Origin of the sequence: Halopseudomonas sp., assembly GCF_036960865.1 — a bacterium.
Classification (GTDB): domain Bacteria; phylum Pseudomonadota; class Gammaproteobacteria; order Pseudomonadales; family Pseudomonadaceae; genus Halopseudomonas.
In genome coordinates this window covers 443694-468521 of record NZ_JBALWE010000002.1, presented here as the reverse complement: position 1 = coordinate 468521, position 24828 = coordinate 443694, and the positions used below count along the sequence as shown (strand labels likewise).

Genomic DNA, 24828 nt, shown 5'->3' with positions numbered 1-24828 from the left:
GAGTGAACACTATCCCATGCCCCGGACCCACTACAAGGCCCTAACGCGCAGCTTGCGGACTAGATCACCCGAACGCGCCGCTAGCGGGTCGTTGCTAGGGTCAGCCTAAAACGTATGCACCTAGACTTAGTCGGCCAGGTCAGCGGGTACCCGCAGCGCCACCAGGGTACCTAGGCCGGCCGCAACGAAATCAAGCTCAATGCAGGCCAGCGCCGCCGTCGGCATAGGATAGTGAGATGCCCGGTTACCCTCTACCAGCAGACTGACCAGTTGGCTGACCAAGGGTTGATGCGAAACCAGCAGCACATGCTGTTCGCTGCGCTCTGAGAGAAAACGCAGTACCTCCCCAGGATCGTCGTCGGGTGTTAACCAGGGCGCTGTACCGACCTCCTGGCTGAAGCCAAGCTCGGCACGCATGACCGCCGCCGTCTGCTGTGCGCGACGATACGGGCTGGCGAGGATGGCGTCCAATGGCTGGCCTGCCAGCAGCGCACTCATCGCCTGTACTTCCGCTTCACCCAGCGAGGTCAGTGGGCGTTCCGCATCACTGGCTGCCTGCGCGGCGGCCTGACCGTGACGCAATATCCAGAGTCTCATGCCCTGGGCTCAGCCGGCTCGGATGCCGCAGCAGCCTGCGGCGTTGGCTCGGCGGTCACGACAGTCGGCTGCGGCCATTCGATAAACGGCCAGGGCTTCTGCTCGCTGGCCATGGTGACGTAACGACCGATCTGACAGGCATAAACCGACAACCCCTCACCCCAGGCCGCAGCATCCTGATTGGCACTGCCGGTGAACAGCCGTACCACGATCTGAATGACGACCAACAGCGCCAACAGAATCTCGACCACCTGCCACGCCAACATGAACACAAAGGTATACAGCAGGCGTAGCCAGAAATCGGGAGAGCATAGCGAAGATTTCAAAGCAGACATGGGTTCATTGTTCCTTGATTGGGGTGCAGCTCATAAAGGCGGAAAACTCGACGTCGTGCTTCTGCTCCGCCGACATCAATTTGCCGATCACCTGCCCCAGCGGCTGATGTTCAAACACGATGGCATGCAAGCCGGCGACCAGCGGCATATAAACACCCTCTTCGTCGGCCTTCTGCTTGAGCGTTTTCAACGTGTTAACGCCTTCGGCGACCTGCCCCAGGCGCGCCACCCCTTCTTCAAGAGTTTCGCCTTTACCCAGCGCATGGCCCACACGAAAGTTGCGCGACTGCGGCGACATACAGGTCACGATTAGATCGCCCACGCCGGCCAGCCCAAGGAAAGTCAGTGGGTTGGCCCCCATGTGCACGGCAAATCGAGTCATCTCCGCAAGCGCGCGGGTAATCAGCATGCTTTTGGTGTTTTCGCCCATACCCAGTGCCACCGCCATACCCGAGATGATGGCGTACACATTCTTCAGCGCTCCGCCCAGCTCGACACCATAGCGATCTTGGCTGGCATACACGCGCAGGTTTTTGCTACCAAGTACATCCTGTACAGCATTACAGAGCGTCTCATCCTCGCTGGCGATAACCGTTGCGGTCAGCTCGCCAGCGGCCATTTCCTTCGCCAGGTTGGGGCCGGACAACACCGCCACCTTGGCTTGCGGGGCTTCCTGCTCGACGATCTGGCTCATCATCAGGAAGCCTGGCTGTTCTATACCCTTGGTCGTGCTGACCACCTGTTTGCCGGCCAGGCTCGGGCCAATTTCCTGCAGCACACTGCGAAAGGCACTACTGGGAATGGCCAGAAACACCAGGTCAGCCGCCGCAATGGTAGCTTCGATGTCGGTTGAAACCTGTAACCGTGGGTCCAGCTTGTAGCCAGGCAAATAGCGCGGGTTCTCATGCTGGTTGCGGATGTGATCGGCCACATCCTGGTCACGCAACCAGAGCGTCACCTTCTGTCCCTCGCAAGCCATCAAGTTGGCCAGTGTAGTACCGAAACTGCCTCCGCCTAATACGCAGACAGCCGCTTTGGAATCGGTCATGCAACATCCTTAATCAGGTTTTCCGGGCCAAGTATAAGCCTGCCCGACGATAACAGCGATTGAGCAGTGGAAAAACCTGTTGTGACCGTTAATATGGAGGGCCAAGAAAAATAGCTACAAAGTGCCATCACATGTCTACCAATCGCATTACCGTCTTGGCGGGCTTCGCTGCTCTGAGCCTGCCGCTTTCCTTGCAGGCGACAACGGACCCGTTGCTTGATGACCTCGCATTGCCGACCGTCCTCAGTGCAACCCGCCTCAAGCAAGCCCCGGCGGAAGTGCCTGGCAGCATGACGGTGCTGGATCGTCAGCTGATCCGTGCCAGCGGCGCACGCGATATACCCGAAATACTGCGCCTGGTGCCAGGCATGATGATCGGTTACCGCCGCGGCAATCAGATCAACGTCAACTACCACGGCACCAACGTGACCGAGGCCAGGCGCTTGCAGGTCTTGGTCGACGGCCGCTCGGTGTACCGCCCGGGTTTTGCCACCGTTGATTGGGCGGAAATCCCGGTCGCCATTGAAGACATTGATCGCATTGAAGTATTCCGCGGCCCCAATACCGCCGCCTACGGCGCCAATGCACTGATGGGGGTGATCAATATTGTCACCCGGCATCCGCGGGACACCCTCGACACTACGTTGAAGCTGACCAAAGGTACCCGAGGGGTTGACGACTGGCTGGCGCGCCAAGGCTTCAGCACAGAAAACAGCCAGACTCGCCTGACCCTCTCGGGCATGCAGGATGATGGGTTTGATAGCTACGAAGAACCCGGACAGGACTATCGAGACGGCAAGCGGCTGACCCGCTTCAATCTGAGCAGTTCTTATCAGATAGACAGCGCCAATACACTGGATTGGCAGATAGCGGCAAGCGAGGTCAGTCGGCAAGCATATTACGATTACTCCCCCTTCCTGGGCGCCGCCAAAACACCGCGCGGCCAGTTCGATGAGATGATCGAAGAATGGCAGCCCCACTCGGACATCCGTGGGCGTGATTACGCGCTGCAGGCGTTGTGGAAGCATGAGCTGAACAGTAACCATAGTTTTCAGATCATGGCTTACGCGCAGCATATGGAACGTTTAAGTGACTGGCGTGCGTGCGATAGCCCGCTGGCATTTTCCGCTAACCTGCAGGAGCTCTACGACCTGAGCCCACTGGCCGCACGCCGGGTCAGTCGCTATATGAGCCGTGACATTGCCGGCGGGTTGCGCGCGTACATGAACGACTTCATGTACGGTCAGTATTACGACTATCTCGGCGACCTGGGTGAGGCCATCATTCAGGAACGCCAGCAGTATCTGGACAGTGAGCCGGCCTGTTTCGACATTAACCACAACATGCGCGAAAGCCGTTACCAGCTGGAGATACAGGACACCCTTCGAGTAAGCGAGCAACTGCGTATCGTCAGTGGCGCCAGCTATCGACAGGACCGTGCCAAATCCGAGACTTTTTTCAGCGGTGCCATCGACAATGGCATCACTCAGGTCTTTGGCAATGCGGAATACCGGCCCCACCAAAATTGGCTGTTTCAAGCTGGTGGTATGTATGAGCATTCAGAGTTGGTCGGTGACGCTTTTTCCCCGCGCTTGGCTTTGAACTACTTCCTGGCCCCCACCCATAGCTTGCGGTTCGTTTATTCCGAGGCGGTCCGCACACCGGACATGTATGAAAACAATGTGCACTGGACTTATCAGATCAGGAATCTCTCCGGCCCGGTAAGCGGACAGCGTACTTATTACGCCACAGCAGTGGGGCCTGGCGACCTCGATACGGAAACAATGCGCTCCCGCGAGATTGGCTACAACGGGACTATTCACCGCTACGGGCTGGGCCTGGATCTGCGGGTGTTTCAAGAGCGCATTACCGGGATGAACTCCGAGCCACTGAAACTCACCGATTTCTATCCCAATAATTCTTCGTCTGCGGAGTTTGAAGGCGCAGAAGCTCAGATCGACTGGCGGGCAACCTATGCTGACCGCTTCCGATTAACCTATGCCTACGTGGATTTCGAAGCTACCAGCAGCCTTGATCAGCGCCTCACTGCTCGCAATTCCGGTAGCGCGGCCTGGCTGAGAAGCTGGCCCGCCGATATTGAATCAAGCGTGATTTATTATGGCGCTGACCAACTCAATGAGCGTCGCTTTGAACGGCTTGATCTGCGGTTGGCAAAGAGCTTTGAGGTAGGCCCAAAGAGTCGGTTCACGCTGGCTGCCGTGCTGCAGCACCGGCTCGACGACGAGGCCCTTACCTGGGACGAAAATACCTACGATGATCTAAATCACTATTACGTGAGCGCTGAACTAAACTTTTAGTTCAATGCATAGCACTAACCTAAGGAAACCCGGGTAACCGAACCGGCACGGATGCAGGCAGGGAAGGTGCAACATGATGTTTGGCAATCAGCAAGGACCGCAAGCGCAATGGGGCTAACGGGCAAGATCTTGTGCCTATTGGTGCTGGCATGCCTGTCTTCCGGGGCGTGTGCGCGCGTTATTTTACTTGCCGCCCCTGCCACCGATAGTCCGCTTATTGTTGAATTCACCAACGCGCTAAGCAGTGAACTCAAACAGGACGAGATTCGCGTCATCCAGACTGGCTCGCCAGCGCCAGCCGAGCTGGCAGCTGCCGATATCATCATCACCCTCGGAGCCGAACGACTGGATTGGCGACTCGGCCAGTCGCTAAACACACCCAGCATCGCCTTGTATATCAGTAGCAGCGCCATTCCCGCAGCGCTTCCAGACTATCTTCACGCCCTACCAGCCACACCTGACCCACTTCGACAAGTGCGCCTGGCAAAGCGGTTGCTCCCCCGACTACGCACTGTCGGCCTGCTCTACAGCGCCAACAGCGAGAATCTCAAGCAACATTGGCACGAAGCCATAGCGGCAAACGAGCTTCAGCAGCACAGCGTGTTGGTCAGAAGTAGTGACGACCTGGCCCGCGACATCCAGCAGGTACTCGACCAAAGTGATGTGTTGCTAGGCATCGACGACTCCGACATCTACAACGCCGACAACCTGAAAACCATCCTGTTGACCAGCTACTCGCGCAATAAGGTCCTGATCGGCCCCAGCGCACCTTTCATCGAAGCTGGCAGCCTCAGTACTACCTACAGTAGCCCCCAGGACATGGCCCGCAGCGTTGCGCTGTTGTTGCAGCGCGAGTCTCTGCCAAGCGGGACCTCCTACCCGGCATACTTCTCAGTACTCAGCAATGCCCAGGTTGCACGCTCCCTGGGTCTGCCTGTCCCTGACGACGCAGAGCTTGCCAGCGAGTTGAGCAAGCTGGAGCAAACACCATGAGTTTCCTGCAACACGGCACCATTTTCAGCCGCCTGATCCTCATCGCCACCTTGCCCGTACTACTGATGGGCGTAGTAGGCTTCACCTTTCTCACCAGCGAGCGACTCGACGACGTCAACCGTGAACTGCAGCTCACCGGCCAGTTGATTGCTGATCAACTGGCCCCGGCAGCGGAGTACGGCGTGATCAGCGGCAACCTGCGCACATTGGAAAGCCTCGTCCAGGGGGCCTTGAACATGCCACATGTGCGCTACGTGCAGGTGTTTGACAGCACTGGCCAACCGTTGCTGATGCTCAGCAAGGAAGACATAGAGACAGGACCAGGCCTACAGGTTTTCGTGGCCGACATCATGCGCCAACGAATTCCGCTGCAGAACGAGCTTTTTCTGCTCGACTCGCCCGCAGCCGAAGCAGATGAGAGCGAGCTGCGCTATCTGGGGCAGGTCCACGTTGGTCTGAGCAACGAGGCCTTCATCGAGCGGCAACACGCCATTTTGATGAAAACCCTCGGGCTGGCAGCGCTGGTGCTGGTCGCCACGCTGTTTCTGGCGATCCGCCTCGCGCGCGCGCTGGCCAATCCAATGGCGCGCATGGGCATGGCCGTACACAAACTGCAGGAAGGCGAGTTGAGCACCCGCCTGGAGATCGACGACAAACACGAGATTGGCCAGTTGATGAGCAATATCAACAGTCTCGCCGCAACACTTGAGCGCTCCAGCCAGCAACAGCAGCAGGCGATGCAGCAACTGGTCAGTGCGCGCGAAGAGGCCGAAGCGGCCAACCGCGCCAAATCCGAGTTTCTGGCGATGATGAGTCATGAACTGCGCACTCCCATGAACGGCGTGCTGGGCATGCTGCAGCTACTTGAAACCACCGAGTTGAGTAGCGAACAGAGCGAGTATGTGCACATCGCCGGCGAATCAACCGACCACCTTCTGAAGGTGATCAACGATATTCTCGACTTCTCGCGGATCGAGCGTGGCGCCCTGGAGCTGGAAAAAATCCCTTTCGACCTGCCGCAGTTGATCAGCTCCTCGGTCAACGTGTTCGAACACACCGCAAGGCAGAAAGGCCTGCAGCTGATTACTCGCCTGCACGGCGACCGGCAGTGGTCCGAGGTGCTGGGCGATCCCACGCGGATCCGCCAGATTCTGGTCAACCTGATCGGCAACGCGCTCAAATTTACCGAAGAAGGAAACGTGACGGTAACGGCCAACTGGAATCTTTCCGGGAGCGACCGCCTGTGGTTCGAGTGTGAGGTGATTGACACCGGTATCGGCATCGCACCGGAGCGACTGGAAAGCATGTTCGATGCCTTCCAGCAGGCCGATTCCAGCACCTCCCGACGCTTCGGGGGCACCGGGCTGGGGCTCTCCATTGCACGCACCTTTGTGCAGAAGATGGGGGGCGAGCTGATTGCCCGCAGCACTGAGGGCAAGGGTTCGCACTTTACCTTCAATCTTCCGCTTGAAGTGGGTCACAAGCAGAGCCAGGAGCAAGATGAAGACCTACCAGCAAACGACCATAGTCATGCCAAGCCGCTATTGCTGGTGGAGGATAACCCGGTCAACCAGATGGTCATCGAAGGGATGCTGCACAGCTTCGGCATGACCGTCGAGATTGCCGGCACCGGCGAGCAGGCGCTGCAAATGCTGGCCAGCCAACCGGAGCGCTATGCAGTCATTCTCATGGATATACACCTGCCTGACACCGACGGCCTGACGGTCTGCCGCCGCTACCATGCGCTGTGTAACACCCAAGAACGCAACCCCATCCCGTGCATCGCGCTGACGGCCAGCGCCTTTGACATGGATCGTCGGCACAGCGAAGAAGCCGGCATGCAGGATTTCCTCAGCAAACCAATCAGCCGTCAGGCGCTACTCAAGGCGCTCAACCGCTGGATGCCGACCGCAGATCATTGATCAGGTTGATCCAGTACCATTCTGCTTTGCTGCAACAACGGTAGACGCTGGATTCAGCTGCCCAATATCGCGACACTAGGGCTCGTTTTTTTTCAGCCCCAACCACGTCCGCGACTGCAGCGCAGTGTGCACGGCGATAAGGGGCCTGTCCCGGTCCAGTTATGCGAGCGTAAAACAATGCCAACAATCACCCTGGAAACCCCCTACAGCACCCTACCCGAGCTGATCGCCCAGCACGCCCGCGAGCGCGGCGACCACCCTGCCCTGATGCAGGAGCGCGAAAGCCTTAACTACCGCGAGCTGGATGCGCAGGCCGACCAGGTCGCTGCTGCCCTGCAACGTGACGGTGTGCAGCCGGGCGAAGCCGTGGCTGTGTGCGCTGCCAACTCGATCAACTATTCGGTGCTGTTTGTCGGCGCGCTGCGCGCCGGTGCAGTGGTTGCGCCGCTGGCCCCTTCGTCCACACCTGAGAGCCTGCTCGGTATGCTAGCCGACTCGGCGGCAAAACTGTTCTTCGTCGACGCTGCCGTCCGTGACGCCATAAGCGGCGTGCGCGAGCGTATCAGCGCTCCGCTTTACAGCCTGGACGACAGTACCGGCGAACCGGGCTTTAGCAGCTGGCTTGCAGAAGACGCCCCGGCGGCCGTCACCCTGGCGCCAGAGAACGTGTTCAACATCATCTACTCCTCCGGCACCACCGGCGAGCCCAAAGGCATCGTGCAGTCACACGGTATGCGCTGGGCGCACATCCAGCGCGCTCTGGTATTCAGCTATGGTCCAGACAGCCGCACGCTGATCTCCACCCCGCTGTATTCCAATACTACTCTGGTGTCCTTTCTGCCCACGCTGGGCCTGGGCGGCACCGTCATCCTGATGGCTAAATTCGACGCAGCCCGTTATCTGGCGCTGGCTGAACAGCACAAGGTCACACACACCATGCTGGTGCCGGTACAGTACCAGCGCATCATGGCGCGTGACGATTTCGACAGCTATGACCTCTCGAGCTTCATTATGAAGTTCAGCACCAGCGCGCCCTTCCACGCGGCGCTCAAGGCCGACATTCTTGCTCGCTGGCCGGGCGGCCTGGTCGAGTTCTACGGCATGACCGAGGGCGGCGGCTCCTGCATTCTTCCGGCGCACCTGCACCCCACCAAGCTGGGCACCGTGGGCATGCCCTCTGAAGGTCATGACATGCGCGTTATCGACGAAGAAGGCAATGAACTGCCACGCGGCGAGATCGGTGAAGTGGTCGGCAACTCCCCGGCGATGATGAACGGCTACCTGAACAAGCCGGAAAAAACCGCCGAAGCCGAATGGTATGACAGCACCGGCAAACGCTTCATCCGCACTGGCGACGTAGGCCGTTTTGATGAAGAGGGCTTTTTGACGCTGATGGATCGCAAGAAAGATATGATCATTAGCGGCGGCTTCAACATCTACCCCAGCGATCTGGAAGCAGAACTGCGCCAACACCAGGACCTGCAGGACGTTACTGTCATTGGCGTGGCGTCCACCAGCTGGGGCGAAACTCCGGTCGGCTATGTCGTAGCCAAGCCCGGCGTGCAGGTCAGCGCCGAAGCCGTGCAGAGCTGGTTCAACGCACGTGTCGGCAAAACCCAGCGCCTGAACCGCGTAATCATCACCGACGAGCTGCCACGCAGCGCGATCGGCAAGGTGCTCAAGCGCGAGTTACGCGACCAGTTCCAGGCCGAGTTCGGCGTACTGCCCTGATTTGGCAGCCCCGCATCCTGCCTGTGCGCTATTGACGCGGCACCTCGAGGACACAGAACCTTTGTCCTCGGGGGCCATCGCGGGTATCCTCAACGCCTCGTTGCACACTTAAGAGCGACAGTTGTGACTTTATCGTCAGGCATGCAGTCTGACCTTACGCTGGCCCGATAGCGCCAGGAAGCATCTGAAAACGCTGCAACATGAGAGCAAAAGAACAAGAGTCTTGATTGAAATTTCTTTTATTTCATACAAATAACGAAATTTCTTAACACAGGATCTACTACTGTTGGCTTCTCACAGCGCGCTTTTTCAGATGTTGCCTGAAACTCAGGTCAAGCCGAATTAACAGCGCCCCACTATTCAGGGGAAGAGCAGGAGCCTCTATGACACAACAGAATGCGTATTCCCGGGAAGAGCTGCTCAAATGCAGCCGTGGCGAAATGTTTGGCCCCGGTAACGCACAACTACCCGCCCCTAATATGCTGATGATGGACCGCATCGTGCACATCAGCGAGACCGGCGGCAAGTACGGCAAAGGCGAGATCGTTGCCGAGCTGGATATCACCCCTGATCTCTGGTTCTTTGCCTGTCACTTTGAAGGCGACCCCGTCATGCCGGGTTGCCTGGGCCTGGATGCCATGTGGCAGCTGGTGGGCTTCCATTTGGGCTGGCTGGGTTACGAAGGCCGCGGCCGGGCGTTGGGCTCCGGCGAAGTCAAGTTCTTTGGCCAGGTACTGCCTACCGCCAAGAAAGTCACCTACACCATCCACATCAAACGTACCATCAATCGTGCCCTGACCCTCGGTATTGCCGACGGCAGCATGGCTGTTGATGGCCGCGAGATCTACAGCGCCGAAGGTCTGCGTGTGGGTCTGTTTACTTCTACCGACAGCTTCTGAGGATCATCACTATGCGTCGCGTCGTGATTACCGGCATGGGCATTGTTTCCTGCCTTGGCCAGGACCTGGAAAGCGTGGCAGCCAGCCTCAAGGCCGGCAAGCCAGGCATTCGCTTCAACCCTTCGTATGCTGAAATGGGCCTGCGCAGCCACGTTTCCGGCTCGGTCGATATCGACCTTGAAGCCGCGATTGACCGCAAGGTAAAGCGCTTCATGGGCGATGCAGCCGCGTACGCTTATCTGTCTATGCAACAGGCCATCGCTGATGCCGGCCTAAGCGAAGATCAGGTCAGCAACGTACGCACCGGTCTGGTTGCCGGCAGCGGTGGCGCTTCCACGCTGAATCAGATGGAAGCCATCGACATTCTCCGCGAGAAAGGCGTAAAGAAGATCGGGCCATACCGCGTACCGCGCACCATGGGCAGCACCGTCTCCGCCTGCCTGGCCACACCCTTCAAGATCAAGGGTGTTAACTACTCTATCTCCTCCGCGTGCGCCACCAGCGCTCACTGTATCGGCCACGCCGCAGAGCTGATTCAACTGGGCAAGCAGGACATCGTCTTCGCCGGCGGCGGCGAAGAAGAGCATTGGTCGCAGACCATGCTGTTTGATGCCATGGGCGCCCTCTCCACCCAGTACAACGACACCCCGGAAAAAGCCTCGCGTGCTTACGACAGCAAACGTGACGGCTTTGTCATCGCCGGCGGCGGCGGCATGGTTGTGGTCGAAGAGCTGGAACACGCGCTGGCACGTGGCGCCAAGATCTACGGCGAAGTGGTCGGTTATGGCGCGACCTCCGACGGTTACGACATGGTCGCACCGAGCGGCGAAGGCGCAGTCCGCTGCATGCAGCAGGCACTGGCAACCGTTGATGGCGCCATCGAGTACCTCAACACTCACGGCACCTCGACGCCGGTTGGCGACGTTGCCGAGCTCAAGGCAATTCGTGAAGTGTTTGGCGACAAGGCGCCCAAGATCAGCTCCACCAAGAGCTTGTCAGGACACTCGCTGGGCGCTGCCGGTGTACAGGAAGCCATCTACTGCTTGCTGATGCTGCGTGACAACTTCCTGGTGGCTTCAGCCAACATTGAAGAGCTGGACGAAAACGCTGGCGATCTGCCGATTCTGCGTGAACGTCTGGATCAGGCGGTTGATCTGGTCATGTCCAACAGCTTCGGCTTTGGTGGCACCAATGCCACGCTGATCATGAAGCGCTGGAACGCTGCCTGAGTTCATGGCAGTAAAAAAAACGCCGCATTTGCGGCGTTTTTTTATGTGCGAGCGCAGTCGATCAGGTCGACCAGCTCGGCTGCGGCGCCCGAGCTGAGGCGCGCCGGGCCAAAAATGCCATCACCACGGTACCCAGGCCGCAGGCGGCCATCACCAGTGCCATAGGTACGTTGCTGCCATCGTGCAGCCAACCCACGGCCGCCGAGGTCAGGCCGGCAATCGCAAACTGCATGGTGCCCATCAACGCCGAGGCCACCCCCGCCTGATGCCCGTGCCCCGCCAGCGCGCAGGCCGAAGCATTGGGAATCACCAGCGAAATAACTGCCACACTGCAGAATAGCGGCGGAAGAAATAACCAAAGACTCGATGAATGCGACAGGGCGACCAGCAGCAGCGATGCGGTAGCAGCCAGATAAACCGCCGTGGTCCCCTTGAGCAGGTTCAGCGGCATGTGTCGACGCAGCATGCGGCTATTGAACTGGGCAAAGAGGATAAACCCCGCCGCATTGGCACCGAACAGCCAGGCGTAGTGATCCACACTCATACCGTACAGTTCGATGAAAATGTATGGCGAGCCAGCAATGTAGGCAAACATCCCCGCCATCGCGACACCGCCGGTGAGCGAATGGAACATGAACACCGGCTCACGCAGCAGCCCGGCGTAACGTCCCAGCGCACTGCTTAGCCGCGACGCTGGCACGTCGCTTGGCAGGGTTTCCGGCAGGAAGAAGTAGACCGCCAGCGCAAAGAGAGCAGAAAACGCAGTCAGGAACCAGAAGATCGACGGCCAACCGGAAACCTTGAGCATTGCGCCGCCCAGCAATGGCGCGAGAATTGGTGCTACTCCCATGATCAGCATGAGCTGCGAAAAGGCCTTGGCAGCGTCAATCGGTGCGCACAGATCGCGCACTACGGCGCGAGTTACCACCATGCCCGCGCAGCCACCCAGCGCCTGTACAAAACGTGCAGCCAACAGCCACTCAAGCGTGGGCGCCATGGCGCAAGCGAAGGACGCCAGACAGAACAGCAGCACACCGACCAGCAAGGGCTTGCGCCGACCAAACCGGTCCGCGAGTGGGCCGTACAGCAATTGACCACTGGCCAGGCCCAGAAAGTAGACAGACAGGCTCATCTGCACCTGTTCAGCATCCGCGTTCAGGGCTGCGCCTATGGCAGGAAAGGCCGGCAAATACATATCGATAGCCAACGGGCCAAAGGCGCTTAGAGCACCGAGGATGAGCAAAATATAGAAAGGCATTCAGGTATCCATCAGAGCCGCCGGGCACGCCTGGTGACAGCAACTATCTGGTGCTCGGCACCAGAGAAAAGAAAGGCACGACATCAGCCTAGATATCGATCGCGTATGATGCCAGAAAACCCGTGGCATGAGGGTGGAACAGAGTGTTGCCGGAATGGGTCCTAAGGCTATACAACGCCTTGGCAATTCTTTAGCGATAGGCGAGCACCACCTTAACTCTTTACACAGGAGACTGTATGAGCGAGCCCAATCACAGCAGCAAACCTCAACTGGACGATGAGGCCATGGCCTTCGCCCAGAAAGTCTTTGACCTGGCCCGCAATGGTGATGCACAGGCCCTCGCGCCGCTGCTCGACGCAGGCCTGCCGGTCGACATTCTCACCAGCAATGGCGACAGCCTGTTGATGCTAGCCAGCTATCACGGCCATGAAGCGGCCAGCCGTCTACTGCTGGAGCGCGGCGCGGACCCGGAACTGGCAAACGGGCGCGCACAAACGCCGTTGGCGGGCGTCGTCTTCAAAGGAGATGCCCCTTTGGTGAAGTTGCTGCTGGAGTATGGCGCCGCCGTGGATGGGCGGCCCGAAAGCGGCAAGACGCCGTTGATGTATGCCGCCATGTTTGATCGCACCGACATGTTGGAGCTGTTGCTGGCTGCGGGCGCAGATCCGGCCGCCCAAGACGACGCACAACGCACTGCGCTGGATTATGCCAACGCCATGGGTGCCGATGCAGCCGCTACCTATCTCGCGCAAAGGTGAGCGGCTGGTAGCCTCATCCGACACTCAGCTCTCGAGCAAAGCGCCACCCAGCTTGAACGCGGTGGCCGCAACCTCTTCAACCGGCATCCGGTAACCTGTCGCCATCCAGTGCAAGGCAATGTGAATCACCCCACCCATGATCCCGGCGTGCAATAGCTCATCGACCGGTTCCGCCTCGCGACCAGGCTTTACCAGCAGACGCGCCATATCGTTATTGGCAGCATGCAGAGCTTTCTCGATAGCCCGATCCACAGCCGGGCTGATGCCGCGGATCTCGATCAGTAGCAGACGCGCAATCAAGGGATAGTCTTTCAGCGCTTGGAAATACGCCTGCAGCATGGCCTTGCTGCGGGCGACCGGGTTGGGGCCGGCGGCCTCGGCCACCGCGGCATTGTTCTCGCGCAGCTGGCCCGCCGCTTGCTCGTAACAGGCAATCAGCAACTCATCGCTGTGCGAGAACGACTCATAGAAATAACGCTGCGTCAGGCCGGCCGCGTCGCACACCTGCTTCACCCCGGAATGGCGATAACCATTGCGACCGTAGACTTCAATAGCGGCATCAATGAGCTGCTGACGCCGTTGCGCCCGCCGCTCTTCGACGGCGGCGCCGCGATAACGTCGTTTGGCGGTAGTGGCTGTATTCATGCAATGAATTCTGGCAATAGGGATTGCCAAATCATATATGACAATCTAGATTGTCACCACAACCTATCGCTGGGATATGACCATGAGCACAGTACAACAACAAATTGCGCCCACCCCGCTGGATGTTCTCATTATTGGCGCCGGGCTGTCCGGCATAGGCGCTGCCCGTGCCCTCGCCGACCAGTGCCCCGACAAGCGTTATCTGATTCTCGAGCGTCGCGAGGCCATCGGCGGCACCTGGGACCTGTTCCGCTATCCCGGCATTCGTTCCGATTCGGATATGTACACCTTGAGTTACAGCTACAAGCCGTGGACTCACCGCAAGGCGATTGCCGATGGCGCCGATATCAAGCGCTACATCGAGGATATCGCTGACGAATCCGGCATCACGCACAACATTCGTTTCAAGCGCAAGGTCATCAGCGCCAGCTGGTCGACCAAGGATGCGCTCTGGACGGTGGTTGCCAGCGCCACCGACGCCCAGGGTCAGGAGCACGAGGAGCGTTACCAAACCCAGCTGCTTTCCGTCTGCGCCGGTTACTACAGCTACGACGAAGGCTATCGTCCCGCCTTCCGCAACGAGCAGGCGTTCAATGGGCAAATCATTCACCCGCAATTTTGGCCTGAAGATCTGAACTACGCCGGCAAGCGCATAGTGGTGATCGGCAGCGGCGCTACCGCCGTCACCCTGGTACCCGCACTGGCAAACACCGCCGCGCATGTGACCATGCTGCAACGGTCTCCCAGTTATGTTGTCAGCCGTCCGCTCAGCGATGGCATCGCCCAAACATTGCAAAAATGGTTGCCGCTGCCTGCCGCACACCACCTGACCCGCTGGAAGAACGTCCTGGTTGGTTCTTTCTTCTACCGTATCGCGCGCAATAAACCGGAGATGTTCAAGCAACGACTGCTGCAGATGGCTCAGGCCCAGGTGGGTTCGGATGTCGATATCAAGCACTTCACGCCGTCCTACAAGCCTTGGGATCAGCGTCTCTGCGCAGTACCTGACGGCGACCTGTTCCATGACATTCGTGCCGGCCGCGCCTCCGTGGTCACCGACACTATCGAGTCGTTCACCGAGCAGGGTATCCGGCTGACCTCTGGTGAAGACCTGGCAGCTGACATCATCGTCACCGCCACCGGCCTCAAGCTCAACGCCCTCGGCGATGTGCAGGTCGATGTGGATGGCAAAGCCGTCGCCTTTGGCGAATGCATGTCATACAAGGGCATGATGCTCAGCGATGTACCCAATCTGATTCTCACCTTTGGCTACACCAATGCGTCCTGGACGCTGAAAGCTGAGCTGACCTCCAACTATACCTGCCGCCTGCTGCGCTACATGGACAACAAGGGGTACCGCATCGCGGTAGCCAAACGCGATCCGGCGGTGAATGTAGAGCCCTTTCTCGACTTCACCTCAGGTTACGTGCAGCGTGCCGAGGGTATGCTGCCCAAACAGGGCGACCGCAAGCCTTGGCAGGTACACCAGAACTACCTCGCCGACAAATTCACTATTCAATATGGCCGGGTCGATGACGGCGTGATGCAATTTCAATAACAAGGACAATAAAAATGCAGATCAATGATTGTGTTGCAGTTCTGACGGGCGCAGGTAGCGGCATCGGCCGCGCACTGGCAATGGCGCTAGCCGAGAAACACTGTCATCTGGCCCTGGCCGACGTGAACCCGAGCGCCCTGGCAGAAACCGCTGCGCAGGCGCGCGCGCTGGGCGTCAAGGTCAGTGAGCATCCGCTGGATGTAGCCGATCGCGCCGCCGTTGCCGCTCTGCCTCAGGCAGTGATGGCCGAACATGGCAAGGTGGATTTGGTCATCAACAACGCCGGCGTCGCGCTGGGCGGCTACTTTGATCAGGTCACGGTGGAAAACTTCGACTGGTTGATGGCCATCAATTTTGATGCCGTGGTGTGCATGTGCCGCGCCTTCTTGCCATTGCTCAAGCAACGCCCCGCGGCCCGTATCGTCAACCTGTCTAGTCTGTTCGGGCTGGTCACCCCGGCCGGCCAGACCGCCTATTGCGCCAGCAAGTTCGCGGTACGCGGCTTTTCCAACGCGCTGCGCCTGGAGCTGTTAAACACGCCGGTAGGCGTGACCGTGGTGCACCCAGGCGGTGTCGCCACGTCGATTGCGACCAGCGCGCGGCCGGCCGAAGGGGCAAGCGAACAAGAGATGCAGGAGAAGCTTGTGCAAGCCAACAAGCTGCTGCGCATGCCACCTCCCAAGGCGGCAGAAATCATTCTGCGCGGAATAGAGAAAGACAAGCCGCGGGTGATCGTTGGCAACGACGCACGCGTGCTGTCTTGGCTGGAACGCCTGCTGCCGGTCAATTACTGGCGTCTACTACCGGGCCTTGCCACCCGAAACAACTGACGCGCCATAGCACGAGGAATACACCGTGAGTTATCTGTTCAACGCCTTGCTTGTCATTGTTCTGCTGCTGGTTGCCGGATTGTTCGTCTTTACCTGGCTGATCAAGAAGCGTGTAGAGGCCGGGCTGCCGCCAGAGGGCCGCTTTATCACTATTCGTGGTACTCGTTTGCACTACCTGGAGCAGGGCCAGGGACCGGCGATCGTCATGATCCATGGTTTGAGTGGCGTTGCCCAGAACTTCGGCTACCGTGTGCTTGGCCAGCTCGCCCGCGACCACCGAGTGATCGCCATTGACCGCCCCGGCAGCGGTTATTCCGTGCGCCATCCGCGTGCCTCCGCCGCCCTTGACGTACAAGCTGACGTGGTCGCCGAATTGATCGACGCCCTGGGCTTAGAGCGACCGTTGATTGTTGGCCATTCGCTGGGCGGCGCCGTGGCTCTGGCGATCGCGCAGCGCCATCCCGAGAAAGTGCGTGGGCTGGCACTCATTGCACCGCTTACCCACCTGCCCAGCGAAACCTCCAAAGCCTTTGCCGCGCTCGATATTCCTTTTCTATGGTTGCGCAAGCTGGTCGCCTGGACACTGGCCACGCCGTTATCAATCCGCAAGCGTGAGCAGGTGCTGGATGTGGTATTCGGGCCGGAAGACGCGCCCAAGGACTTTCCCGTGCGCGGTGGTGGCTTTCTCGGCATGCGGCCCAGCCACTTTGTCGCTGCCTCCAGCGACCTGCACGCGGTGCCGAACAGCCTGCCTGCGTTGCAGCAGCGCTACGCCCAGTTGAACCTGCCGGTTGCCGTGCTCTATGGCCGTCAGGACCGCATTCTCGACCCACAGGAACAGGGACAGGCGTTGGTCGATGTGCTGCCCGGTGCCGAGCTGGAGCTGATCGACGGCGGTCACATGCTGCCGATCACTCAGCCCGACATCACCAGCGAGTTCATTCGTCGCCAGTCACTGCGCTCAGCCCCAACGGCTTGAGCTGACAGCACTCCGGGCTTGGCAACGGCCCTGAGTGCTGATCCTCCAATCAGCTCAATGTTCAATTTATACACACCCCATTGTTTGTTTTGTGAGGTTTTCGGCGAAAAAACACCGAATTACAGTGAATTTGGAACCTTTTGCGTCGGACGCCTGTCATCTGTGTGTACATTTTGCACAAGCCACAATGAGAGGATTATCTGATGAAACCATGGAAACTTGCCGCGCTGGGTGCCGTTGCTATGCTGGCCGTTGTGGGCTGCTCAAACGACCACATTATCCGCACCGAAGATGGCGACATGATTCAGAGTAACGAGAAACCGGAAATCGATGAAGACACCGGCATGATCGAATATGAAGATGAGCAAGGCTACGACAATCAGATGAAGCAGTCTGAGGTGAAGGAAATCATCGAGCGCTGATACAAGTATCGTCTGGTATCACACAACGCCGGCCCTGATGGCCGGCGTTGTGCTGTCTGCAGCAAAAAATCCACCTGGCGCAAGGCAGCACACCGATAGCTATGTCACAAAAATGCAGCCTCACATCGCGACTTGCAGCGCTTTACGGATTTGAGTCTATTCTGATAAAGCACTACCCGAAGCAGGAACGCTAATATCCGTATAGGAGTGTCACCATGAAACACGCAATGCTGATCGCTTTCGCCTTGTTCGCTGCCATCACCCTGTCGGCTTGCTCCAGTGAGTACATCATCAGCACCACCAGCGGCCAGATGATCCCTACCGATGGCAAGCCCAAACTGAATAACGAGACCGGCATGGTCGAATACAAGGACGCAGAGGGCCGCAAGGCGACCATCCTGCAATCCGACGTCAAATCAGTCATCGAACGCTAAATCAGACCTCAGCGGTGGTGAGTGTCAACTGCTCACCACCGTATGGCCCCCTTGCCCACCCTCCTTCTATCCTTTCTTGCCACCTCAGCTACGCTTGCTGTCGAAAACCCTTTTGCTCAATCGACATGATACTGCCGCTGGGCAATAACGCCCCTCGGTACGTCTTATGAGGAATTTGCAATGCAGCTGACGCCCTACGTTTCCTTCAACGGCAATTGCGCCGAAGCCTTCGCTTTTTATCACGCCTGTCTGGGCGGTGAACTGGATGCCATGCCCTACGCCGGCTCGCCTATGGCCGATGAAATGCCCGCCGTGATGCAGGATCGCATCATGCACGCCACCTTGACCAACGGGGAATTTTTCCTGATGGGCAGTGATGTGCCTCCCTCTGTTTACCAGGCACCCCAAGGCATGCAGATCGCCCTGCTCTGTGACGACCTGGACGAGGCCCAGCGCCGATTCGACAGCCTGTCGGCCGACGGCCAGATCAGCATGCCCCTGCAGGCGACATTCTGGTCCACTGGGTTCGCTCTGTTTACTGACCGATTTGGCATCCAGTGGATGATCAACTGCACCTGTGCACTCGACGCCAAAATAGATGCTTAAGGAGACGACCATGCAATACATGCTGCTGTGCTGCATTGATGAAGCCCTGTGGGCCGCATTGCCCGATGAACAACGCCAGAAGGTGATGAACGATTATGACAAGCTGATTCAGGAGATGGTCACCGCAGGCCACTACCGCGGCGGCGGTAAGTTGATGCCCACGCAAAGCGCCACCACGCTGCGCAAGGAACAGGGGCAGTTGATTACCATGGATGGCCCCTTTGCCGAAACCAAGGAACAACTGGGTGGCTTTCACGTGATCGAGTGCGAGCACCTGGATCAGGCTCTGGCCCTCGCCCGACGCGTTCCACCACTGGCAGTCGGCGGTGTGGTCGAGGTACGACCTCTCGACCCGGCCTATCAGCTGTAATGTGCATGCCAACGCTAGAGCAGCTCTACCGCAGCGAGTACGGCAAGCTGCTGGCTGGGCTGATCCGGCGCTGCGGCAGTTTTGAACAGGCAGAAGATGCTCTGCAGGCTGCCTTTGAGGCCGCCCTGCGGCAATGGCCCGGCGAGGGCTGGCCAGCCAGCCCGGCTGCGTGGCTCAGCCGTACCGCGCAGCACAAACTGATTGATCAGCAACGGCGCCTGGTCACGCAAAGAGACAAGACCGAGGCGTTTGAGTATCACCTGCAGCAGTTGGCGTCAGAGGATGTCGATCAGGACGTTCCGCAGGACAGCCTGCGACTGATGTTTACCTGCTGCCACCCCGCCTTGCCGCAGGCCAGCCAAGTGGCGCTAACGCTGCATACCCTGGGCGGCTTGAAAACAGACGAAATCGCCCGCGCGCTGCTGTTACCGCTACCCACACTGGCACAACGCCTGGTGCGCGCCAAGAACAAGATTCGCGATGCCGGCATTCCCTTTCACATACCCGCGGATGGGCAGCTATCGGAGCGGCTGCAACCCGTTCTGACGGTGCTGTATCTGATTTTCAACGAAGGCTATAGCGCCAGTTTCGGCGCACAGATCGTGCGCCATGACCTCTGCCAGGAGGCCATCCGCCTCGCCAGCATGCTGGTTCGGCTTCTGCCCGCCGAGGCCGAAGCACGCGGTTTGCTGGGCCTGATGCTGCTGCACGATGCGCGGCGGGCCACGCGCACCGACAGTCAGGGTGATCTTGTGCTGCTTGAGGACCAAGACCGTGGCCAATGGGACCAGTCACAGATCGAACTGGGTTGCCGGCACACCAGCCGCGCTTTCCAACAGGGCCGCCCCGGCCCCTACACCCTGCAGGCCGGCATCGCCGCACTGCATGCTCAGGCACCCAGCAGCGCAACGACCGAATGGCGACGCATTGCCGCACTCTACAGTCTGCTTTACCAACAGCAGCCGACCCCCATCATTGCCCTCAATCGGGCGGTGGCGATCGCCATGGCCGATGGACTAGAACAGGGCCTGGCGCTGCTGGAGCACATTAATTTGCCCAAGTATCACCTGCTCCCGGCAACCCGTGCCGACCTGCTGCGCCGCCTTGGACGGCCTGCTGCTGCGGCCGAACAGTACCGCGCGGCGCTGGCGCTGGTGAACAACCAGCAGGAGCAGCGCTTTCTGGCGCGGCGTCTGCAGGAAATGGAGTCGGCCATGGCAGTGTCGAATTCGCCGCCGCTCAACCGACAGGTTTATGTACCTTGAGATTCAACTGCCCCAGGAGGCTGATATGTCTTATGTAGATGGATTTGTGGTGCCGGTGCCCAAAACCAAGATCGATGAATATATCCGCGTGGCCGAGATTGGCAAGACCGTGTGGATGGAGCACGGCGCGCTGGAATATGTCGAATGCATCGGTGACGACGTGCCCGATGGGCAGCACACGTCCTTCCCGATGAGCGTCAAGCTGGAGGCAGACGAGGTGGTGGTGTTTTCCTGGATCCGCTACAGCTCCCGCGAGGAACGCGACCGCATCCTGGCGCTGGTGATGGCTGACCCCAGACTCAAGGATCAGATGACACCGGAGACCATGCCCTTTGATGGCAAGCGGATGATCTTTGGCGGCTTCAAGGTAGCAATAGACTGAACCGGCGCCAGCCTGCAGACCGCAGGCTGGCGCGTTTCAAAACCACCTTCCGGGATGGCAACAGCCTATAACGTTGCCGTCCCTGCCCTGCTGCTACCAGTTGTATTTCACCTGTGCAGTGACCACCCGACCGCCGTCGTAAAAACAGCCGGTGCTGGAAATACAGTAGGACACGTATTCCTTGTCCATCAGGTTGTTGGCGCTCAACGACAGCTGCGTGCCATCGAGCGCCTGACTCAGCGCGCCAACGTCGTAGCTCAATACCGCATCAAACAGCGTAACGCTCGGCGATTCGAAGTTATTGGCCACCTCACCATACGACTTGCCGATATAGCGCACGCCCCCGCCTAGCCCAAGTCCGCGCAGGGCACTGCTCTGCAGCACATAGTTGAGCCACGCGCTGCCCTGCTTGTTGGGTACAAAGGGCTGCTCATTGCCCTCGATTGCCGGGTTGCCATCGCGGGTAATTTCGCTGTCGGTCAGCGCATAGGAAACGCTCGCCTCCAGCCCACGAGTCAGGGCCATCTTGCCCTCAAGCTCCAGCCCGCGCACGCGCACCTCGCCGGTTTGCGAACGCACGTTGGTCACCAGGTCACGGGTGAGTACGTTCTGCTGCGTCAGGTCATAAACAGAGAGCGACCACAGACTGCTGCCTGAGCCGGGCTGATAGCGCACGCCGAGTTCGTACTGCTCGCCTTCGGTGGGTTTCAGCGCATTGCCGTCAGCACCCACCCCGGCGGTCGGAGCGAAGGACTGCGAGTAACTGGCATAAGGCGCAATACCGTTGGCAAATTCATACACCAGGCCAAGACGTCCGGTGAAGGCTTCATCGTCCTGATCCACGGTGCTACTGGTGCCCGCCAGCACGTCGGTGGTTTTGCTTTCAGCCTTGGCGATGTCATACCGCCCGCCGAGGTTGAAGGTCCAACCGGCCAGCTGCAGCTCTTCCTGCAGATAAAGGCCGGCCTGATAACGATCCTGTTCGCGCCGGGTAGTGAGTGGCGGTTTCACCGCATCGCCGCTGTACTCCAGCGTGCTCAGATCGATCGGGCTGACGCTGGTGCCCTGAAAGTGCTCATCGTAGGTTGCGTCTTCGTGCTGGTAATCTGCGCCGATCAGCAGGGTATGCTCAGCCACCCCCGTCGCAAAGCGAGCGATAGCCTGATTATCCACGGTGAAGGTAGTGGAATCTTCCGGGAAGGCCCAGGCATAACGCGCCAGCACCGTCGGGCTGATCATGCTGTAAGCCTGCACGCGCTGAGTGTAGGTATCCACCCGCGAGACGCGCAGGTTCTGGCGCAGCTGCCACACATCGTTCAACTGATGCTCAAACTCCCAGCCGGCCATCATATGTTCATTGCTGAAACGGTCAAAGTCCGGCTCACCGATAAAGGTATCAGCGCCCAGTTTGCCGTAGGGCGAGCCACCGTAGAGCGTACCCACCGCCGGTAACGCTGGCTGGGCACCACCGCCATCGGAGTCGATGTTTTGATACTGCGCCAGCAGGGTCAGACGTGTGTCGTCACTGATCAGCCAGGTCAGCGACGGCGCGATGAACTGCCGCTCCTCACTGAGGTAATCCACCCGCGAGTCTGCCTCGCCCAACTGGCCCACCAGGCGATACAGCAGGTTACCGCTATCGGTAAGCACGCCGCCCAGATCAAAGCCAACTTGCTGAGAATCGTAGCTGCCGTACTCGGCATAGACTTCACGCAACGGGTCGTCGCTGGGGCGCTTGCTGACCATATTGATCATGCCGCCCGGGGAGTTCTGCCCATAAAGCACGGATGCCGGTCCCTTGAACACCTCTACCCGCTCCAGCCCGTAGCTGGCAATTTTCGGTTGCGCATAACCCAGCACGCCAAACGGCAGACGCAAACCATCAAGGTAACGGCCCGGCGTGAAGCCGCGAACGGTGAACCAGTCGTGCCGCACATCGGCATTACCATACTGACTGACCAGGCCCGGCGTGTACTGCAACGCCTGGGTCACGTTGTTGGCGCCGTGCTGCTCCAACTCTTCGCGGGTCACTACGTTCACCGCCTGGGGCGTGCGTATCAGCGGCGTACCGGTTTTGGTGCCGGTCGCCGAGGTGGTCGCCACAATACTGCCCGCTGCCGAGGTCGGCGACCTGTCTCCGCGCTGTCCGGTGATGGTCAGCGGTTCCAGCAGCGCGGTGTCCGTTGCTGCCGCGCTGAGCACGTACACCCGACTGCCTCGCTCGCTAATGCTCAGCCCGGAACCCTGCAATAAGCGGGAAAACCCCTCACTGACGCTGTATTCGCCGCGCAAGCCTGGCGAGCGAAGCCCCTCGGTCAAAGCTGGTTTGAACTGCACGGTAACGCCGGCCTGGGCGGCAAAATCGGTTAGCGCATTGGCTAACGGGCCCGATGCAATCTGATAGCTGTGGCGCTGAGCACCCAAGGTGCTGGGCTCGCTCTGGGCCTGCACCTGGGGTATGCCGGTGAGCAACGCCGCGGCGATGATGGCTGCGCGCAGCGGCAACCTGGCAGGGTGATTTCCGGCGACCCGCTGGCGAGATGAGGGGTGCGTCATTCCATAGACTCCTGAAGCTGAAAAAGAGTGAACTGTCTAAGGGAATGACACGCCAGTTGAGAAAAGGGGACACATCTTTTTCAGCCCCAAGACCATCGATTTCAAGCCGCAGTCAGCGAAACCCAAAAACGCGTGCGGTACACCACATTCACCGGCAGCGTATCCGGCAAGGCCGCCAGCACCTGATCGGTATTATCCAGTTGAAAGGCACCACTGATGCGCAGATCGGCAATCGCCGAATCACAGCGCACCAGGCCCGGGCGGTAGCGCGCCAGCTCGCGGATGAAGTCACCGAGTGGCATCTGCTGGGCAACCAGCAACCCCCGCGCCCAATCGGCGCCATGCGGGTCCACCGGACGCGGCAACTGTAGCGCCTCGGCACTGAAGCTCAGTTGCTGTCCGGCTTGAATGACCTGGCGTACGCCAGCGTTGACAGGTTGTACCTCCACCGCGCCGTCGTAGACCTGCACGCGGGTGATATCGTGATCGCGACGCACCACAAAGCGCGTACCCATTGCGCGGATGCGCCCTTGCCGGGTCTGCACCAGAAACGGGCGGAAGTTCTCATCGCTGCGGCGCGGGTCAGCGCCGGTATCAATCAGCACCTCCCCGCGATGCAGGCGTATGAGCCGCTGCACCGCATCGAATTTCACATCGAGCGCCGTGTCGGTGTTCAGCTCCAGCTCGGAGCCGTCGTTCAGCGACAGACTGCGCCGCTCCCCCGTGCGGGTGGCGTAATCTGCACTCCATTCGCGCCAGGGTGTATGCCGGTAGGCAACGTAAGAGGCCGGCACAAAGGTCATCAGCAATGCCAGTGCCTTGATCGCCCGGCGGCGTGAACCGTCAGAGGCATGCCCCAGCACCGGCAACCCAAACTGCGCCGGGATCAGGCCAAACTTATCGTTGACCAGCTGCGCGCGCTGCCAGGCACGTTCGTGCTCGTTACTGCTGGCGCGCCAGTGCGCCAGGGCCTCCAGCACCTTGGGGTCCTGGCGCTCTTCATGCAGGCGCACCAGCCAGCCCGCCGCTTCACGCACCGCCGCGCGGTCCAGTTTGTCGGCCTGTTCCAACCCGTTCAGAGAGTCAGCATGATGCATTGTTCGTATGCCTCCGCCATGTAGCGTTTAACCGTGCGTACGCTGATGCCAAGCCGCTCGGCGATCTGCGCATAGGTGCAGCCTTCCAGCTGCGCCAGCAAAAAAGCCTGCCTCACCCGTGGCGCCAGACCGTCAAGCATCGCGTCCACCTCATGCAGGCTCTGTAACAAACTGGTTTGCACTTCCGGCGAGGGCACCTGCTGCTCCGGCAACGCTGCCAGGGTCTCCAGCCAGGCCTGCTCAAGGGAGCGCCGACGAAAATGATTCGATACCAGGCGGCCCGCTACCATGACCAGAAAGGCGCGTGGCTCCTGCAGCTGCTGCTCCGTCTGCAGCTCACGGGAGCCCAGCACGCGCACGAAGGTATCCTGTGCCAGATCGGCCGCATCGTGCAGACAACCCAGCTTGTAGCGCAGCCAGCCCACTAACCAACGGTGATGCTCAACGTAGAGCGCACCGCACTGCTGTCTTGCACTGTCGCTGGACATCATGAGCTCCCTCTCGTGTGGTGAATTGCACATTTATAAATGAGAATTGTTCGCATTGTATGCAGATAAAAGTCCACGCGCAATCACTGTCAAACAATAATGGGAATG

General features: G+C 59.3%; 24 protein-coding genes. 16 read left to right on the top strand and 8 right to left on the bottom strand.

Annotation, left to right across the window (positions count from 1 at the left end):
* Window positions 1–126: 126 nt before the first annotated feature.
* From sixA to V7747_RS04580, 3 genes are read right to left on the bottom strand one after another with little or no spacing between them, the layout of a single operon-like run.
* Complete coding sequence (gene sixA, locus V7747_RS04590; RefSeq protein WP_335614867.1) at window positions 127–597, bottom strand: phosphohistidine phosphatase SixA; 471 nt, start codon at window positions 595–597, stop codon at window positions 127–129.
* Entirely contained in the window at window positions 594–932 is a 339-nt protein-coding gene (locus tag V7747_RS04585; protein ID WP_335614866.1) for a DUF4389 domain-containing protein, read from the bottom strand. Before V7747_RS04585 ends, sixA begins: the two co-directional genes overlap by 4 nt.
* A 4-nt stretch (window positions 933–936) precedes the next feature.
* Window positions 937–1980: an NAD(P)H-dependent glycerol-3-phosphate dehydrogenase gene (locus V7747_RS04580; protein WP_335614865.1), complete on the bottom strand. Its 1044-nt coding sequence runs from the start codon at window positions 1978–1980 to the stop codon at window positions 937–939.
* 131 nt (window positions 1981–2111) lie between these two features.
* On the opposite strand from V7747_RS04580, the gene V7747_RS04575 reads away from it, so the two are divergent.
* The 6 genes from V7747_RS04575 (at window position 2112) to fabB (ending at window position 11072) form a co-directional block, all read left to right on the top strand.
* Complete coding sequence (locus tag V7747_RS04575) at window positions 2112–4298, top strand: TonB-dependent receptor plug domain-containing protein (RefSeq protein ID WP_335614864.1); 2187 nt, start codon at window positions 2112–2114, stop codon at window positions 4296–4298.
* 108 nt (window positions 4299–4406) lie between these two features.
* Window positions 4407–5291, top strand: coding sequence for an ABC transporter substrate-binding protein (locus V7747_RS04570; RefSeq protein ID WP_335614863.1), 885 nt, complete (start codon window positions 4407–4409; stop codon window positions 5289–5291).
* Window positions 5288–7213 (top strand): ATP-binding protein, encoded by a 1926-nt coding sequence (locus V7747_RS04565; RefSeq protein ID WP_335614862.1) that lies wholly within the window; start codon window positions 5288–5290, stop codon window positions 7211–7213. The genes V7747_RS04570 and V7747_RS04565 overlap by 4 nt, the downstream gene beginning before the upstream one ends.
* Before the next feature lie 177 nt (window positions 7214–7390).
* Window positions 7391–8944 carry a class I adenylate-forming enzyme family protein gene (locus tag V7747_RS04560; protein WP_335614861.1) on the top strand — a complete coding sequence of 518 codons (1554 nt, stop codon included), beginning with the start codon at window positions 7391–7393 and terminating at the stop codon, window positions 8942–8944.
* A gap of 383 nt (window positions 8945–9327) precedes the next feature.
* A complete protein-coding gene (gene fabA, locus V7747_RS04555) occupies window positions 9328–9843 on the top strand; it encodes a 3-hydroxyacyl-[acyl-carrier-protein] dehydratase FabA (RefSeq protein WP_335614860.1) in 516 nt (171 codons plus the stop codon).
* 11 nt (window positions 9844–9854) lie between these two features.
* Window positions 9855–11072 (top strand): beta-ketoacyl-ACP synthase I, encoded by a 1218-nt coding sequence (fabB, locus tag V7747_RS04550; protein ID WP_335614859.1) that lies wholly within the window; start codon window positions 9855–9857, stop codon window positions 11070–11072.
* A gap of 61 nt (window positions 11073–11133) precedes the next feature.
* On the opposite strand, the gene V7747_RS04545 is transcribed toward fabB, so the two are convergent.
* On the bottom strand, window positions 11134–12330 hold the full coding sequence (locus V7747_RS04545; RefSeq protein ID WP_335614858.1) for a Bcr/CflA family multidrug efflux MFS transporter: 1197 nt from the start codon (window positions 12328–12330) through the stop codon (window positions 11134–11136).
* 236 nt (window positions 12331–12566) lie between these two features.
* On the opposite strand from V7747_RS04545, the gene V7747_RS04540 reads away from it, so the two are divergent.
* Window positions 12567–13088, top strand: a complete 522-nt coding sequence (locus V7747_RS04540) for an ankyrin repeat domain-containing protein (RefSeq protein ID WP_335614857.1) — start codon at window positions 12567–12569, stop codon at window positions 13086–13088.
* 24 nt (window positions 13089–13112) lie between these two features.
* On the opposite strand, the gene V7747_RS04535 is transcribed toward V7747_RS04540, so the two are convergent.
* Complete coding sequence (locus tag V7747_RS04535) at window positions 13113–13733, bottom strand: TetR/AcrR family transcriptional regulator (protein WP_335614856.1); 621 nt, start codon at window positions 13731–13733, stop codon at window positions 13113–13115.
* Window positions 13734–13815: 82 nt separating this feature from the next.
* Between V7747_RS04535 and V7747_RS04530 the strand changes: the two genes are divergently transcribed.
* The 9 genes from V7747_RS04530 to V7747_RS04490 all read left to right on the top strand — a co-directional run bounded on the left by V7747_RS04530 (window position 13816) and on the right by V7747_RS04490 (window position 20579).
* On the top strand, window positions 13816–15291 hold the full coding sequence (locus V7747_RS04530) for a flavin-containing monooxygenase (protein WP_335614855.1): 1476 nt from the start codon (window positions 13816–13818) through the stop codon (window positions 15289–15291).
* A gap of 14 nt (window positions 15292–15305) precedes the next feature.
* Window positions 15306–16121 (top strand): SDR family NAD(P)-dependent oxidoreductase, encoded by an 816-nt coding sequence (locus V7747_RS04525; protein WP_335614854.1) that lies wholly within the window; start codon window positions 15306–15308, stop codon window positions 16119–16121.
* A 25-nt stretch (window positions 16122–16146) separates the two neighbouring features.
* The gene (locus tag V7747_RS04520; RefSeq protein WP_335614853.1) at window positions 16147–17100 is read left to right on the top strand and encodes an alpha/beta fold hydrolase; all 954 of its coding nucleotides are present in this window, start codon (window positions 16147–16149) and stop codon (window positions 17098–17100) included.
* Window positions 17101–17303: 203 nt separating this feature from the next.
* Window positions 17304–17522 carry a YgdI/YgdR family lipoprotein gene (locus V7747_RS04515; protein ID WP_335614852.1) on the top strand — a complete coding sequence of 73 codons (219 nt, stop codon included), beginning with the start codon at window positions 17304–17306 and terminating at the stop codon, window positions 17520–17522.
* Between the two features lie 215 nt (window positions 17523–17737).
* A complete protein-coding gene (locus tag V7747_RS04510; protein WP_335614851.1) occupies window positions 17738–17956 on the top strand; it encodes a YgdI/YgdR family lipoprotein in 219 nt (72 codons plus the stop codon).
* A gap of 180 nt (window positions 17957–18136) precedes the next feature.
* On the top strand, window positions 18137–18562 hold the full coding sequence (locus V7747_RS04505; RefSeq protein ID WP_335614850.1) for a VOC family protein: 426 nt from the start codon (window positions 18137–18139) through the stop codon (window positions 18560–18562).
* A gap of 10 nt (window positions 18563–18572) precedes the next feature.
* Window positions 18573–18932 (top strand): YciI family protein, encoded by a 360-nt coding sequence (locus V7747_RS04500; RefSeq protein WP_335614849.1) that lies wholly within the window; start codon window positions 18573–18575, stop codon window positions 18930–18932.
* A 5-nt stretch (window positions 18933–18937) separates the two neighbouring features.
* Complete coding sequence (locus V7747_RS04495; protein WP_335614848.1) at window positions 18938–20197, top strand: RNA polymerase sigma factor; 1260 nt, start codon at window positions 18938–18940, stop codon at window positions 20195–20197.
* A 25-nt stretch (window positions 20198–20222) separates the two neighbouring features.
* Window positions 20223–20579, top strand: a complete 357-nt coding sequence (locus V7747_RS04490) for a DUF1428 domain-containing protein (RefSeq protein WP_335614847.1) — start codon at window positions 20223–20225, stop codon at window positions 20577–20579.
* A gap of 93 nt (window positions 20580–20672) precedes the next feature.
* On the opposite strand, the gene V7747_RS04485 is transcribed toward V7747_RS04490, so the two are convergent.
* The 3 genes from V7747_RS04485 to V7747_RS04475 all read right to left on the bottom strand — a co-directional run bounded on the left by V7747_RS04485 (window position 20673) and on the right by V7747_RS04475 (window position 24720).
* On the bottom strand, window positions 20673–23135 hold the full coding sequence (locus V7747_RS04485; RefSeq protein ID WP_335614846.1) for a TonB-dependent siderophore receptor: 2463 nt from the start codon (window positions 23133–23135) through the stop codon (window positions 20673–20675).
* A 101-nt stretch (window positions 23136–23236) separates the two neighbouring features.
* The gene (locus tag V7747_RS04480; protein ID WP_335614845.1) at window positions 23237–24232 is read right to left on the bottom strand and encodes a FecR family protein; all 996 of its coding nucleotides are present in this window, start codon (window positions 24230–24232) and stop codon (window positions 23237–23239) included.
* On the bottom strand, window positions 24211–24720 hold the full coding sequence (locus tag V7747_RS04475; protein WP_442909178.1) for a sigma-70 family RNA polymerase sigma factor: 510 nt from the start codon (window positions 24718–24720) through the stop codon (window positions 24211–24213). The genes V7747_RS04480 and V7747_RS04475 overlap by 22 nt, the downstream gene beginning before the upstream one ends.
* Between the last annotated feature and the right edge of the window lie 108 nt (window positions 24721–24828).